This is a genomic window from Vibrio sp. ZF 223, from assembly GCF_003050585.1.
In the GTDB taxonomy this organism is placed as follows: Bacteria; Pseudomonadota; Gammaproteobacteria; order Enterobacterales; family Vibrionaceae; genus Vibrio; species Vibrio crassostreae.
In genome coordinates, this window is record NZ_PIGB01000004.1 from 47,457 (window position 1) to 62,903 (window position 15,447).

15 protein-coding genes are annotated in these 15,447 nt (G+C 40.6%); 7 read left to right on the forward strand and 8 right to left on the reverse strand.

Annotated features, from left to right (window positions below):
• Positions 1 to 9 precede the first annotated feature (9 nt).
• Positions 10 to 1,704, forward strand: coding sequence for a DUF3466 family protein (locus tag CWO13_RS09925; protein ID WP_108082868.1), 1,695 nt, complete (start codon positions 10 to 12; stop codon positions 1,702 to 1,704).
• Positions 1,705 to 1,864: 160 nt separating this feature from the next.
• The gene (gene rmf / locus CWO13_RS09930; protein ID WP_017059676.1) at positions 1,865 to 2,038 is read left to right on the forward strand and encodes a ribosome modulation factor; all 174 of its coding nucleotides are present in this window, start codon (positions 1,865 to 1,867) and stop codon (positions 2,036 to 2,038) included.
• Between the two features lie 251 nt (positions 2,039 to 2,289).
• Here the strand turns inward: rmf and fabA are convergent, their stop codons facing one another.
• Both fabA and CWO13_RS09940 read right to left on the reverse strand, forming a co-directional pair.
• Entirely contained in the window at positions 2,290 to 2,805 is a 516-nt protein-coding gene (gene fabA / locus CWO13_RS09935) for a bifunctional 3-hydroxydecanoyl-ACP dehydratase/trans-2-decenoyl-ACP isomerase (protein WP_017059675.1), read from the reverse strand.
• A 70-nt stretch (positions 2,806 to 2,875) separates the two neighbouring features.
• The gene (locus tag CWO13_RS09940) at positions 2,876 to 4,528 is read right to left on the reverse strand and encodes an AAA family ATPase (RefSeq protein WP_048661958.1); all 1,653 of its coding nucleotides are present in this window, start codon (positions 4,526 to 4,528) and stop codon (positions 2,876 to 2,878) included.
• A 189-nt stretch (positions 4,529 to 4,717) separates the two neighbouring features.
• Here CWO13_RS09940 and matP point away from each other — a divergent pair, with 189 nt between their 5' ends.
• From matP to CWO13_RS09960, 4 genes are all read left to right on the forward strand, one after another.
• On the forward strand, positions 4,718 to 5,173 hold the full coding sequence (matP, locus tag CWO13_RS09945) for a macrodomain Ter protein MatP (protein WP_010440786.1): 456 nt from the start codon (positions 4,718 to 4,720) through the stop codon (positions 5,171 to 5,173).
• 23 nt (positions 5,174 to 5,196) lie between these two features.
• The gene (locus tag CWO13_RS09950; RefSeq protein ID WP_017059672.1) at positions 5,197 to 5,505 is read left to right on the forward strand and encodes a DUF3634 family protein; all 309 of its coding nucleotides are present in this window, start codon (positions 5,197 to 5,199) and stop codon (positions 5,503 to 5,505) included.
• A gap of 105 nt (positions 5,506 to 5,610) precedes the next feature.
• Complete coding sequence (locus tag CWO13_RS23680; RefSeq protein WP_055318438.1) at positions 5,611 to 5,922, forward strand: hypothetical protein; 312 nt, start codon at positions 5,611 to 5,613, stop codon at positions 5,920 to 5,922.
• A 144-nt stretch (positions 5,923 to 6,066) separates the two neighbouring features.
• Positions 6,067 to 7,287 (forward strand): hypothetical protein, encoded by a 1,221-nt coding sequence (locus CWO13_RS09960; protein WP_048661960.1) that lies wholly within the window; start codon positions 6,067 to 6,069, stop codon positions 7,285 to 7,287.
• A gap of 83 nt (positions 7,288 to 7,370) precedes the next feature.
• Here CWO13_RS09960 and CWO13_RS09965 read toward each other — a convergent pair whose 3' ends face one another.
• Complete coding sequence (locus tag CWO13_RS09965; RefSeq protein ID WP_048661961.1) at positions 7,371 to 7,973, reverse strand: DUF2971 domain-containing protein; 603 nt, start codon at positions 7,971 to 7,973, stop codon at positions 7,371 to 7,373.
• 905 nt (positions 7,974 to 8,878) lie between these two features.
• Here CWO13_RS09965 and CWO13_RS09975 point away from each other — a divergent pair.
• The gene (locus CWO13_RS09975) at positions 8,879 to 9,247 is read left to right on the forward strand and encodes a phage protein (protein WP_108082869.1); all 369 of its coding nucleotides are present in this window, start codon (positions 8,879 to 8,881) and stop codon (positions 9,245 to 9,247) included.
• A gap of 69 nt (positions 9,248 to 9,316) precedes the next feature.
• On the opposite strand, the gene CWO13_RS09980 is transcribed toward CWO13_RS09975, so the two are convergent.
• The 5 genes from CWO13_RS09980 to CWO13_RS23450 form a co-directional block, all read right to left on the reverse strand.
• On the reverse strand, positions 9,317 to 10,300 hold the full coding sequence (locus CWO13_RS09980; protein ID WP_108082870.1) for a DUF4435 domain-containing protein: 984 nt from the start codon (positions 10,298 to 10,300) through the stop codon (positions 9,317 to 9,319).
• A gap of 11 nt (positions 10,301 to 10,311) precedes the next feature.
• A complete protein-coding gene (locus CWO13_RS09985; RefSeq protein ID WP_108082871.1) occupies positions 10,312 to 11,409 on the reverse strand; it encodes an AAA family ATPase in 1,098 nt (365 codons plus the stop codon).
• A 523-nt stretch (positions 11,410 to 11,932) separates the two neighbouring features.
• On the reverse strand, positions 11,933 to 13,300 hold the full coding sequence (locus CWO13_RS09990; protein ID WP_108082872.1) for a zonular occludens toxin domain-containing protein: 1,368 nt from the start codon (positions 13,298 to 13,300) through the stop codon (positions 11,933 to 11,935).
• The gene (locus CWO13_RS09995) at positions 13,300 to 13,641 is read right to left on the reverse strand and encodes a hypothetical protein (RefSeq protein WP_055319869.1); all 342 of its coding nucleotides are present in this window, start codon (positions 13,639 to 13,641) and stop codon (positions 13,300 to 13,302) included. The genes CWO13_RS09990 and CWO13_RS09995 overlap by 1 nt, the downstream gene beginning before the upstream one ends.
• A 2-nt stretch (positions 13,642 to 13,643) precedes the next feature.
• Complete coding sequence (locus CWO13_RS23450; RefSeq protein ID WP_181359916.1) at positions 13,644 to 15,374, reverse strand: hypothetical protein; 1,731 nt, start codon at positions 15,372 to 15,374, stop codon at positions 13,644 to 13,646.
• Between the last annotated feature and the right edge of the window lie 73 nt (positions 15,375 to 15,447).

The window sequence follows — 15,447 nt, forward strand, 5'->3', positions numbered from 1 at the left end:
GAAGTAATAATGACTTGTACTAAATTTAAATTAACAACAGTTGCAGCATTAGTTTTTGCTGCAACTAACGCCAACGCAGCGCTTTACAAGGTAGTGGAAGTAACTCCTTCGATTACCGGTGCATCTGAAATCTTTGGTGTTGCGATTCAGCCAGCGACTGTTTCTGGAACAGAGAGTTGTTTTACTACTGGTACTGTCGGTGGAGTTGCATGTGACAGCTTTAAATTAGCTGGTGAAACTCGCAATGCAATCGATGGAATCGGTTATCGTGAAGAAGTTCCGTTTGCTATGGATGCGCCGTTTCAATACATTCAAGAGCGCGACGATTTTGAAAACTACTGTTACCGAGAGCTGAGGTATTCTACATGTGAAAGTTGGGCTGACAATCGTTGGGCTACCTGGAGTAAAGAAAGCGACCTCAGCTATGTAAACGCGAAAGCTTTTGTTGGCGAGGGTGGCAGTTCTATCAGTTCGTTTAACGTATCGATTACTGGACTTGATGATTCTGGCGCACCATTGGGTATTGAATCGAACGGGAATGATATTCGCTATAATGCAGTGACAACTGTACCTCTTACCGCATCGTCAGAGTCTCGCGCTTGGGGAGCTTTAACTGTTAATGATGGTACTACAGACATAGTTTATAACTTTGGTAGCATTTCGGTACAGGGACCTAAAACGGATACTTCTGATACGACATTCAGCTCTAAAGCTGCTATCTGGAAAGACGGAGAAGTTCACCAATTTATTTGGAAGCAAGGTGATATCCCCCAAACTGGAGACTACTTTGCTCAGGGAAGCATGCGTGGCCTTGCGGAAAACTCCGGGAAGTTATACGGCGTAGGTTTCGATACAGTGAATGGTAATGGTGATTTACAAGACATGAATGCAAGTGTCTTTGTGAGTGACGCGTTAGATATTACTGGTGCGACCTGGGAAACTAAAATTATTAGCGGTGCCGAGGTTAAGTCAGGCTCGTCCAACGATGATGCTAGATACAGTAACTCTGTAGCGACTGACATCAACGATAATTTGTTCGCTGTTGGTTATTCTAAGCGTAATGGTTATGTACCAGAGAGTGGTAGTGCAGGTAATAAGCCTTTCGTTGTAATTGATGCCAAAAACCCAACAGCAACGTACTTGTCTGGTGGTATCTTCTTCGGCGGTTCGAGCGGTGAAGCTAAAGCAGTTAACAACTTTAATGAGTTTGTTGGCCAAATAGATGCAGAAACCACTCGTGAGGTTGATGGTAGTGAAAGAAGACACAGAGGCTTTATATATCCTTATAACGTGTCTTCATCAACTGAAGCTCGTCGTGTAGACATCTTTAACGGTCAGGCTTGGTGGTTAGATGATCTAACAAATGATGGTAATGTTTCCGGAGAGAACAACAAGTTCCGAATTATTGATGCTACTGACATTAACGATGCTGGTGTGATCTCTGCTACTGCTATCAAATGTACAGTTGGAGGAACGACTCAACCGTATGACACAACGTCTCACAACTCATACTGTGGTGGCGCGTCATCTAACGCGGTAGAAGAGGTTGTTGCAGTTAAGCTTGTACCAATTGCCGGTGCAACTAAAGCTGATATCCAAACTCGTAGTGCCGACTCAGAGAAAGTTGATCGTCAAGGTGGTAGCCTAGGTTGGTTAACTTTGACTGTGCTTGGTCTGTTAGGGTTCCGCAGAAAATTTAAATAATTTATCTCTTGGGCCCGAGTTCACAATTCTGAACTCGGGCTTTTTTTCGCCTTGAGAAAAGTGAAAATCTGATCGATTCTTAAAGTTGGAGTCACAAAAACTCCGCAAAGTTGTAATCATTGTATGTTAGTAAATGGAACACCCGTATGAGGACTGCACTATGAAGAGACAAAAGCGTGATCGACTAGAACGAGCACAATCTCAAGGCTACAAAGCTGGTTTAAATGGTAGGTCGCAAGAAGCTTGCCCATATAGCCAAATGGACTCTCGGTCTTATTGGTTAGGTGGTTGGCGTGATGCCAAAGATGATAAGCAATCAGGTCTCTATAAGTAGATAGGGCGCAAAGAATTCAAGGTCAGGGCTCCATTGTCTGTTGATTACAACGGCTGGAGCCTTGTTAGTTTCAGAACAATACAAAGATTCCCAGAGCTATGTAGCATTCTAGTTTCGCTATCATAAGCGTATCGCTGGTGGATTTATCCTGTTTCAAGGTTAACATGTGATACCTTAATGCACTATAACTAAATTTATTACAATAAAATAAAGCAGCCATGGGCTGCTTTATTAAAAATCTAATAGTTAGATTAGAATGCTGACGTATCTTGGAAAAGGCCAACTTTCAAATCTTTAGCAACGTAGATCTCTTTACCATCAACAAGTACGCGACCATCCGCAAGGCCCATAACTAGGCGACGGTTAACAACACGCTTCATGTGAATCTCGTAAGTTACTTTTTTCGCTGTAGGTAGAATTTGACCAGTGAATTTCACTTCGCCAACACCTAGAGCACGACCTTTACCTTCGCCGCCAACCCAACCAAGGTAGAAGCCAACAAGCTGCCACATTGCGTCAAGGCCTAAACAACCCGGCATTACAGGGTCACCTGGGAAGTGACAATCGAAGAACCATAGGTCAGGAGTAATATCCAGCTCAGCAAGAACTAAACCTTTACCGTAATCACCTTCAGTTTCAGACATTTTAGTGATGCGATCCATCATTAGCATGTTCGGTGCTGGTAGTTGAGGACCTTGTGGCCATAGTTCGCCTTGGCTTGATGCTAGAAGCTCTTCGCGAGTGTAAGAATCACGTTTGTTTTGCATTATCAATTACTCCGATTTTTGATAGGTGCATATTAGTGAACAGGTGTACGCTAAACAAGTCCGATCAGTACTAGACAAACCAGTTTTTAATGCGTCCAACGATTCCAATAGGGTGCTCATGTCTTTCAAAGTTTTCAATACGTTCCGCGATTTTGCTCAGAACGCTTTCTTGTTCATCGTCTCTAAATGGTTTGTTCATAATGAGAGGAATTGCTTCATCTACATTAGACACAGACCAAATATGGAATTCTTCATTCTTAATGCTTTCAATAAGGTCTGGCTTCAGTGCGAGGTGCCTTAAATTCGATCTTGGAAGGATCACACCTTGTTCGCCAGTTAAGCCATTGTGCTTACACACATGGTAAAAGCCTTCGATTTTCTCGTTTAGCCCACCAACCGCTTGTACACGACCAAATTGGTCCACTGCACCAGTAACCGCAATTTGTTGATTGATAGGGTATTCAGACAAAGCACTCACCAAAGAGCAAAGCTCTGCTAGAGAAGCACTATCGCCATCTACTTCGCAATACGATTGCTCAAATACCACAGAAGCGGCATAAGGTAGCGGATCTTCTAGGTTGAGTGCGCTGCTCACAAATGCTTGCATGATCATCATACCTTTAGCATGAAGATTACCACCAAGTTCGGCCTTGCGCTCAACATCGGCAATATCACCATCACCAAAGTGAATAACACAGGAGATTCGTGCAGGTTCACCATACGATATCGGGTGCCCAGGAACATCGATGACTGTTAGGCCATTAACCTGACCAACTTGTTCACCTTCAGTTTCAATAATGACTTGGCCATCTCGAATATCATCAAGAGCGCGTTCTGGTAGGTACGACTCTCGGTTGTATTTGTGTTGTTGAGCTTGTTGGATATGGTGAATATCAATCTCACCATTGTTAGCTTCAATCAAAGCTTCGTTCAATAACGCATTGTGCCAAATAGGGCATAATGGAGTATAGCTTTGATCTTCAGTCTCTCTTGCTCCGGCAGTAAGAATGCCCGTCAACGCTTGTTGCGTGATGGTTGGCAGTTCATAGCGTAGTTGAAGCCACTTAAGGTAACCAAGATATTGAGTCAAACTCTCTTCAGAGATCTTGATATCTTGCTCAATTTCGCTAAATAGGCAAAAACCGGTTTGAATATCGCTGTCTAGATAATCAAGGTCACCTAATTGAGCTCTATCACCAACCACAATCAACTTAATGTTGTAGGTAAGAGGCAAAGTTGGAGATTGGTTCAAGTGCTCAGGGTTGCTACTGATAGGCTCTACGGCTTCACCAAGCAGCGCAGATTTAAGCAGTAACCAGCTTCCTGGGTTTGCTAAGATCAAGTTTGCTGAAACGATCAGATAACCGTTGTTTGCTCTAGCCAGGAGGCCAGGTTTTGTCGCAACAACCTTACCGTCTTTCGATTGAACTTGGTCAAAAAGAGAGGCAGCATTTAAAGATTCAGTTTTTATAACCGGTAGAGTGTGATCATCTAAAGCAGTGACTAGAGATTCAACAATCATTTGACGATAGATCGAATTGTCCGGAGCGTTTACAAGTAAAACACGCGAAAGGTTAGACAAACGGACAAAGCGGGTTAGCGCATCTTTGAATCTATGTTGAATATCTGAAAACGGGAAAGGCGAGATGTCAGGGAATTGCTCTAATTGAGCGCTATATTCGTCGTACTGAGGCGTAACATGTCGCCAATCTACTTGAGTCATTTAAGTTTCTGATTATGATAATGAGGTAGGGAGTATATAGAAAAACCGATCTCGCTTGTAGCTCTATGTGGTAGTTACTAATCACTAAGCTAATATAAGTATGATCTTGGTCTATTCTTTCAAGACAATAATTGTTAAACAGCCCATTTTGGGTTACGCTGTCACTAGGATTAACTCTCGAGATTAGACATGAAATATCAGCAACTTGAAAACTTGGAATGTGGTTGGAAATGGAACTATCTGGTCAAAAAATGGAAAGAAGGTGAATCGATCACTTGCCATATTGATTCAAGTGAAGCTGACGTTGCTGTTCAAGCCTTATTGAAGCTGGAACACCAGCCTACGGGTGTTCTTGAGTGGATCTCTAACAACATGTCTCCTGAGCTCGATAACAAGCTTAAACAAGCGATCAGAGCTAAGCGAAAGCGCCACTTCAATGCTGAACAAGTTCACACCAAAAAGAAATCAATCGACCTTGATTATCGTGTATGGGAAAAACTATCTCAACGAGCGAACGAGCTAGGTTGTACGCTTTCCGACGCCATCGAGTATTTGGTTAGCGAAGCGTCTCGTAGTGAACAGGCCAGCAAGACGGTGACTAGCCTTAAAGAAGACTTAAGCAAACTCCTTTCTGACGATAAATAACCATCAACAGTAGTGGTGACATTATGATGTACGTAATATTAATCGGTGCGGTATTAGTTTTTTGGTTAGTAGCAGTCGATCGACCGGTGTTGAAAATTAAATTTAGTGACGGGGCGATCGAACAAGTTAAAGGGCATCTTCCACCGAGCTTTAAGCATAACCTTCAAGAGATTGGTCATAACAATACCTTTAAAGGTGAGCTAAAAGTGTATGCAAAACGTTCTGGCTACAATCTCAAGTTCACTAAAGATGTGCCTAAAAACGTACAGCAACGTATTCGTAACGTGTTCCCGCATAATGGTTTTAAGTCTAAAGGCTCAAAGAAAGCGTAATCGTTGAGAGTTACGCGCTAGCTAGTCAATCTTCATACTAAGTTAATCCTTCATTTCTCTTAAATCTCCGCATACTGTTCTCACCCTCAACAAAGAGAGAGCAGTATGAGATACCTAGTATTACTATTATGTTTTTTATCCCCAGTCGCTTTTCCCGACGATGCATTGGTTAATCCTGTAGCCAAAAAGATAAAAGTCACCGTCATGAAAGGGCTCAACAAGAGTAATGTTGATTTCGAGGGTTATTGCGATCTGATGATTGAGATGAAGCACTCTAAAGGTTACGCAAGAATCAAAAAGGTGAGAACGTCTGGAGATAGTAAAGTTTGCAAGCAGGCAAAAAAAAATCTACCGACGAAGAAAAGGTTCAAATACAGCTTTCCAGAAAAGTATATCCGGCTACATATCACACACTAGCCACTCTCAACGCACTATAACTAAATATCCTTAATTTTATTGAAACAATTTCGTGAACCAATCTCTAATTTCTATTAATATTAGTTTTGTTATAAAGGCAGGATATGCCGATACAAGAGCATTTACGGCAAAGGAAAGTCACGGTTGTTGTTAGCAAATAAAAGTTATACCCCTGAAGTCGTTGAGATCTCAAGGAAGGTCTCAATCAATGTTGAAGCTCGCTTTAATCGATGGTTAATCTCACCTGAATATAAGCTCGCACAATCTACAGTAGACACGTTACTAAGTTTGGAAAATAGGTATTGTGATAGCGTCATATTTGATGAATCTGACCGCATATCTCACAACCAACGTATTTTATTGCGCTGCGAGCAGGATAGAGTCAATGCTCATCGCGAGAAAGTCGACGCGAAGCAACAAACCTTACGATACGTTATCGATGATGTCAGCAATGCCGCTTCTGCGCTAATGCTTGAGAAGCTTCAAGGTACCTTAATAAGTTCGTTGTTTTCAGACTTACCCGATTACAATCAATTCGCTAGTGTTGCGTATTCGCCATCTTTAAACTTTTCCAAACTCCATGAAATATCCGCGAAAAGTAGGCCATTGAGCTCAAGTTTAATTGAGTTTGTTTCCAATCAAGAGTTTGCAGATAAATATGGAAAGAAATCTAAGGTGATTCTCGATCCAAAAATTGCAGCACGACAGATAGGTATTGAAAATTGTCGTTTATTGTTCCCATTGTTAATGAGTCAACAGCTGATCAAGTGGAATGATGGCAATATTAAACACATCACACCTAAGGTTTGGCAGCACTTGGTCGTGACGTCAAATGCGACTCGAATTCGACTTCAAGAAACGTCGGTTAAAGATCCAAACGTAGGAATTTTACTTGGCGTGTTGCGAGTTCTGCCTTTGTTTCTAATTTGTAACCACTTTTCTTCCACGTTTGAAGACGCATTGGTAAAAACGATGCTTGGTTATCGTGAAGCAAGTGACAAACATGACGAATATTATGCTTGTACTGAGGTGATGCCAAATACACAGTTTCTCGAAGCGATGGTCGAGCAGTTAGAGCTTAAACTACTAAAAAACCTCGTTGAATTTATAGATTGGAGCCCTGGAAACCAGTTCATAAAGAGGGCACTTCTAGAGGAAGTGAATGACACTCCTGTACTTGAGCGAACGGTTTATGGGGCAGCTTTGGCTCAAGGTAGGAAGTATTCTGTTTTCGAAGCGTTAGAGAATAGTGAGTTATTTAACGTTAAGCACCGACCTTATTGGTTTTCAACTGTTCAAATGTCTATAGCGACGATTGAGCAGATGCAAGATCAAGTGCCTGGAAAACTGACGACGAACATGTAAAAAGGGAGCCACATTAAATGTGGCTCTCTTTTTTGTTGCACTGTAACTTAATGAAAGCGCCTGTAAATCTTGCTGTATACCGTTTAACAGACCACTTCGAATGTAAACGACTCCTGCTTGGCAATTGCATGCTTAACGGGTATACCAAGGCGCTGGCAAGTCATCAGAACTTTCAACTTCCTGTCGGCAGGAGCGTGCTCTGACAGAATCACCGAGCTTAGGCATTCTCTATTAAGGTAGAGCTTATTACCGATCATTTCCTCATCAGATAGCACCCAACGGTATTCCTTTTCGTAGCACCAATTAGAGTGCTTAACCTTGAACATTTCAGATCCCAATTCAGATCCTTGCAATTCCCCCAACGATGCTGAGTGGAACATGCTTGGCTCATCTTCGTATTGGACTTCGAAACAGTTGAGATTGGCCTCACCGTTATAGCAGTTGAGGTCATACTCGATGCACATACCTTTAAAGTTGTCGCCATACTGAGACCATAGTATAGGGTGGTCGCTGGATTGAGAAAAACACATAACCTTGAAATTGTTTTGAAGTTCATTCTTGAATATGTGGTTAGATTCAAAAGGGTTATTGAAAGTTTTAGCATAATCGAACCACAGCGAACACTCGGCAATCGACTGTATGTTTCTATCATGGAGGGATCTGAACTTATAAAGTTTAGGCAACATATCAAACACCTAGTTTACAAAATTGCCTGATGTTAACACTTTAATTCATAGCTGAGACCTGAATGCATAGCATTTGATTGCCTAATCACCAAATATATTCATATAACTGTTTGATAGATCAAAATTTAAACATGAAATAGTAGCCTGTTTAAGTGGTTTATCTGGCAGCTGAGCGACAGTAATCTAACATTCGCTTGTTGAAAATAAGATACAACGTAACTTTTAGTTTGTCTGGGTGAGGTTGGTAAACAGGGACTGCTGAGTTTAATAATCTTCGTGTAAATACCTGAAAGATATCGGATATATGCTCTAGATCGATTCCAACGACATCCCATAAACTAAGCGTGACATTAAAGTACCCATGTGAAACGCGTACGCATGTTAACGGTTTTAGATGTTAGTACGAACATTGGCGCCAGAAGAAGAGCCACATGAAAAGTTGGTGACGGTTGTAGGTAAAATAATTCAATTTGATTGGCTACTGATAAAGGTGTCGTTTTGGTGTTATCAATAAAGATGGTCGCCTGTGTGAAATCTGAAAAGAAAACAACAACCAATGCCCACAAGATTCACACACAACACAGCAAAAATGACTACAAACATGAGCATGAATCAGGAAACGAGAAGAGAAAAGCTTTCTGTTGATAAGGTTTGTGTGCACGGAGATCGAATTACGGACGGTACATACGTTGGGTACATATAGCTATTTGTTTTTTGTGATCTTAAAGAGCGCTGCTGCATGCTTAAAAAGACCAATACGTTAGATTAGGCGGATATTTTAAAGTAGTTCAAACCGGACATTAATAAATTGCTCTAACAAGCCAACTGCGTATTATGTCTGATTATGTTTAATGGTGCATATCTTATAAAATCAGTGCAACCTCTTGTATTTAGAGGTTTTATCATTGAAGTATCGCGAAATGAGTAAGAATTACATTTTTCGAGAGTTAGAGTGCCAAATGACGAAGGAAGAGGTTGCTGAACTGTGTTTTAAAACTGTGAGGACCGTCACGGGTTGGGATGAAGGAAAACCGATACCTCCGGAGTGTAAAAGACTTATGCGGATGGCCAAAGGTCGGGAACTCAGCGTAAGTGAAGATTGGGAACAGTTCAAAATGTTATACGACAGGATGGAGCTGCCGACTGGCCAAGTGGTTCGGCCACAACAAATATTGGCAGGGATTGCGCTATTGGGAATTCAATCAGAGTTAGAAATTAAAACTTCGACGCATCTACTTGGTCTTGCGCGTGCTATTGCGAAAATAAGGTCATAACTAAGCTTCTAGAGGCTTGAATGGTCATAGATTCGAAGGGCTTAATGGTAAGCCCTTCTATGCTACTGACTAATTTTGCAGACACTCCAGCTGGACTCTTGCGTGGGTGAATAGTGGTTCAAGTTCAAACTTGTTAGAGGTACTTCTCATAGTGGAGAAGTTTCTTTCATTTTTGAAAAAGTTAGCTATCTCATTTTTTCGATTGTTGATGTCTTGACCTTTTGCACCGGAGCTTATAAAACTGTCCAACGCTTCGACCGATAAGCGCCTTCTGATTTCGTTAACGATACAATCAATAACTTTGTCTTCAAGGACATGTCCGTTTATATACTGATAAGCGGTATCTTGGGTCAAATTATAGGAATGACACATAGCAAAGTGTTCAGTTAGGTCAACACCTTGTAACGCAATATCAAGGGTAGCTTCGTAGGTCTGTAAATTGCTTATAAATTCAGAGTGATCTGATTCAAAATACATTGTAAACAGCGTGTCGTACCTTGGCGTGATTGCGTCATGAAATACACTTTCGTCAGAGAAAGCAGGGTCAGTGTTTAACAGATAAAGATATTTTACAAGAACATTATAAATTGAATTTGAATATGATTTTAAAAAGTCACAAAACACCAAACCTGTTGGTTTATAAAAAGCGTACTTTGATAAGCAGTCGTTTAACACTGATGGGCTATTTAGGTAGCTTTCTTTACTGTATCCGTAGGTATGTATAACAAACTTATTGTCACAAATTTCTTTACATTTTGGGAAGCGACTTGGTGTTAAATGATCAAAATCTGCATCTACAGCAAAAAGCGCTAGCTTATTAGCTTTTTTTAATAAGTCTTCAAAACGCTTCTTACCTCTTGCTGAATCCTCTTCAGCCCCTGGACCAGAACTCATATTAAACTCATAATTTTTGAGAATGTCAGGGCCAAAAAACAACTCCCAAAAACAAATATCCTTTTCATTTTCAATATAAATGAAGCCTCTTTCTGCATTTTGATGCTTTACAATACCATGGGCTTTTATGTAATCAGGATCGACTAAGTATTCCAACATCTCATCAACTCCTACTTACTAATTTCATTCATATCTATGAGTTTATTTAACCACCCTTTCATAACTAATGCAGGGGAGTGAGATACGACAATAATCTGAGACTTAGGATGTATAGCCCTTAATGATTCAAGGAGCTTCTCTTGCCAACTCAAGTGCATCGAAATCTCAGGCTCATCAAGAATTATAATTGATGGTTTATCGGTGCTATTTAAGACGCGAAGAAAAATTAACAATAATTGTTTTTCACCTGAAGATAATTCATCACTTTGAATTAAATTATTTTGGTAAAGTATTTGGACTTGGCCATCATCGCTAATAACTACTTGTTTTGACTCTGGGGAGAGTAGTTTATTTATTTCGGTGACGAATTTATTAACATTAGAAAGATTTATATCTCTGATGTTAGTAAGATTACGCTCTTTAGTTAAAGACAAACTGTATTCTCTAGATGATTGGTTAGTAAGTCTAAGGATTAAATTACTTAGCTTACTAATTTCCTTCCTAATCATAATATCTAATTGAGAATATATTTCGCCACCATATTCGTCTTGTTCCTCTTTGGACAACATCAGCATGTCGAAAGTAGATATGAACTCCAAGTTGACGCTTTCAACAAGAATGTTCTTTTGTTTGTCATTCTTCGCATCAAAAACAAGGAAGTCACTTTTCCCAGACATAAATGACTTATTTACTTGAACTGAATTTACGTTAGAAGTCATTGCTTCAAGAGTTGCTTGCAGTTTCTCTAGATCATCAGGTGAAAACTGGCTGTTTTCGTTTTTAAGAGCGTTGTTAATGGCTTGAAGCATCAAGGCCTCATGTTCTTTGCCACTTTCTACTTTACTGGTAGCGCTCATGCCATTATTTAGCGTCACCTTAACTGATTTAAACTTATTGTTAAGAGGCGAGCCTTTCTCTGCATAGTCTGAAGCATTTAATGTTAAATCAATCAAGTTCAATAGTGTCGATTTTCCTGAGCCATTTTTACCTACCAAAACATTGATATCACCTAAGTTCCATTCAATGTCTCGTTTCGATAGCAAACCCTCAACTTCAATTTTATTAATGAAGAATGGAAAACGTTCTACCCAATTTTGATTTTTTTTCATTTTAGTCTCTTATCAAAGCGTACTATTTGCTTTAGTAAATTCAATATATCACTTGTTGTTGTAAAAGATAAGATATTGGTTACTTTCGCTAGTGTGTAAGCCTTTTTTTTGTACTGGTCCTTGAGTTACATTAGATTTCTATAACGATTGCTGAGCAAGACATAGGTTAAACGGATGCTGATAGATAGGTCGAATTTACCCCCGTGATACAACACGGGGGTTGGCTTCCTCCCGCCGCGCTCGTCCTCCTCAGTCTTCGTCGTCCTCACTTGTTGTCCGTCAGCACTGAAAAGAGATCCTTTTCGACACTCAAATGATCTTAAAGAAAGCCAGTGAACACAAAAAAGCCTTACCGATGTGGCAAGGCCTTAAAGAGCGATTCTGGCAGGATGAGGGAGGGTGCTACTAGATTGGCATTGGCAGTTAGAAACACTCGCCAGTTAAGACATACGGACTAATAACCTCTACGGTGTGGCTCGGTGCCTCGTTCGCGCTTCGCACTCTCTTATCCCTGCGGGGCTAGTTAAAACAAACTGACATCAGCTCGACTCACTTCTGGCAAAGTGGCCGCGGCAGCTGCGTAAGGCTTGCATGTTATCAACTTCGACAACTGGCCTCTGTTCAACTTCAACAAGCAATCATCAATCCGGTCAAACGTAATGTCGTAAGCTTTCAAAAAGTGTTCGTTTACCGAGTAGAAACCATCGAGCGCTTCCACCTCGATGCTAACGTGCCGTTCGATGGAGCCGTTTTTAATAGCGAAGTTCACACCCGTTACAAACGCTTTCTTAATTCCCTCAAAAGGAAGCACCTCAGCTATAGGAACATGAGAAAGGCTATCTTTGTCAGAGCCTTTACTGCTATCCCCACTAGAAGATACATCCCCAGAAGCTTCATTATTTTTGCTAGGTAGTGTTTCACTTTGCTTAGGAACGGCAGCTGAAGACGTTGCTTGTCCCGTTTCCTCCACCGTCTCAGTAGTTTCAAAATAACGATTGGATAAGTCATAGATTATGTACCCCAAACAGAAGATGGATAAAAGGAAAACCAAAATAGCTTTAGGGTTACGAAAAAGCGTATTCATGGCTAATTGTTGTTTAGCGCTGCCTGTCCCCGTAGATTTGTAAAGTAGGAAAGAGTCTAGAGGGATTTTTTGGTTGGTTAAGTTAACGTCCTTCTTTTTGGGAATGACCGGTGTTGATACCGATTTGTCATGCTTCAAGATGTAGGGATTTCGTTTCGTCCAGAAAAACTGATCGCGTCCCTTATGAAAGAAGTTTTGGTTTGCACATGCCTTGATTCCTGAATCGATTTGCTTCCAATCAGGTGAAAGTAACTCGATATCCCAATCATACTTTCGATGCCTCATGAATCCTTCATTGAAGCTGTGAGGATAGATAATTCTTCCTTCAGAATCGTACTCAGCAATCCCTCTGTCATCGATTTCAGAATCTTGTAACTCTTCCATATTCGCAGGGGTGTAACGAGAGTTAAAAAAGCGTTCGTAGTCTTTAGGTAATAAGCCGTCACGAGGCGATTGGGTGATGAAGTCAGACAAAGGTTTGTACTTCACTTTGCGTATATCGAAGCCAACGTTTTTAGAGAAGATATCCTGACATTCATCAATAACAATCAGAGCACCAATAGGGCACCAACAGAAAAAATGCGTCCATAGGTGAACGCCAGATTCGTCCCTAGAGCTAATACGAAAGAGTTTAGCGGTACTAGGAAACTGGATATTAAATCGCTCTTCAATGACGTTTAAGGGCTGCATACCCTCCATGTTAGTTACAACCGTTCTACCTGCTTTTAGAGCTTGATAGATAGAGAAGTAAGCCGTGTATGCCGACTTGTAAGAGCCGTTAGCCCCCGTTCTTATGGTAATAGCCATTATCTAGAGAGCCTCATTACTAAAGCGGTAGTGAAGAAGTTAGCCCAGACGGCAAGGCCTTGAGGGACGCCAAACTTAAACGCATAGAATCGCAACTCGTCAGGCAAAGCATTAAAAGCTTTGGACAAAATGTCGTTAAAGCCGATCTCTTTTAAGAGGATTTGAGCCGAGTTATAAGAGAGCTTGATGAACTCTAATTCCGCTTTTAATTTCATCTTAATCATGAAAATCTGAATGTATGAAAAGAGGTCTAGCGTCATTTGGGGGATAGCTTTAAAGAAGTCAGTGATGAATGACATCTGTAAGCTAATCCAATCAATAAAAGAGTAGATGTAATCCATAACTAATCCTTACCTAACATTCTGATTCCAGATAAAACAAACAAGAACATCACAACAGCTGAGATGAGTGTGGCGTTATCGAGTAGGGCAGAGAGCACGCCCGATTTGAAAGAGCGTTCAGCATGGTTAACATTGAGATTTAAGGAGTGCTCTTTGTAAGTCCCGTTGTTGAAAGAGCTGGTATCGATAGAGAATAACGCTTTGAACTTTTCAAATTCATCGGTCATTTCTTGTTTGATTTCTATGACTTCGTTTTGAACTTCAGCAATTTGGTCTGGAGTGACAATAAACCCTTCGCCATTGAAACTAGAGCTAGGCTCAACGAAGTTATTATTGTTAGTGATACCGTTGATTAGTTCGTCGATCTTACCTTCAACCCCAGACATATCACCCGTTTCAAGGCCGTCGATTTTGTCTGATAGATCCGAAATACTGGACTCGACACCAGATAAATCAGGAGAGCCCAAGGAATCTATTTTTGAATTAACATCTTCAAACTCGTAGTAAAGGCCATCAATCATAGCGTTATTACTTGAAACTTTTTCTTTGATATCAGAAGTGTCAGAAGCTAGGGTTTTTAGTAATTTATTATTAGCATTTGCTTTTGCTGCATTTCTTAATTGAGTTTTTTGTTGGTCAGTAAGACCAGAGCCAGAGCCGGAAGATTCGATAGCGTCAATAACTGCGTAATGCATACCAGTCATCATCTTACGCTCACTATCTTGACCTTGCATAAGCTGCTTAACCGTTACTTCATTAAACAAGCTGCTACGGTAAGCCTCAAGAAGCCAGTCATTTTGGTCTTTAGTCAGACCGCCATCACCACCAGAGCCGCCTCCATTAGAGTTGATTAATTCTTCCAAATCATCAAATCGATAAAAAGTTTGCTTGTAACGATCGTCCAAGCGATTTTTAAAATCTTGCCTTGCTGCCCAAACACTGTCTCTAACGGTGTTTTCTAAACCACCTTGAGCGGCCGTTAAAGCGTCTATCTTGTGAGCAAAAGATAAATCATTGGTCTTTTGAGTATTGATTAACTCTGCAACCGCTCGATTAAAATCTTCTTTGGTTAAATTACGTCTACTTAAATCAGAAACTATTCCTATTAATTTAGAGTTATTATCATTCAAATCATCCATCACATAACGGTAATGGAGACAATCTCTATTATCATCGTCAACAAAACAATTATTAATAGTTTGTGCTTCTTCTAGACGTTCATAAAACTCGTCTAAATTATCAGGAACATTGTTACCATCAGAATCCGTAACCTGGCTGTCATTGCTATAAGGGTTAGGGTCTTCACCGTTTTTAATGCCATCTCCATCCCAATCTTCTAAGTCATCTTGAACACCATTTTGGTTAACATCACCTTCAAATGGAAAGAGCTCAGGAACGTCACCTGAATAGCGGTTGATTTGGTCAAAGCTACAAGTAGAGCCCGTATAATAAAACTTGTTAGTCCAACGTCCTGCTTCAACAGAAACAGACACAGAACTAGGAGTCATGTTACAAGCTGCACCAGAGGAACGATCACCAATACAGTAAGATCGAGGATTATCACCCCATACGTAAGAATCCCACGTCAAATTTTTTCCCGTTCCTTCTAGTATCTTACAAGAACTAACGCAAACTCCATCAACCTCAACTTCACCCGCACCACACTGCAAAGCGTTGGAATTGAAAGCCACAAGGACGAGAAGAAGAGAGAGGTATTTTGGATATTGTTTCACTGTAAAACCCCAGATAAGAAAACGCCCCCAAACTAGGAGGCATTGATACCCGTATATACGCCATATACGAATG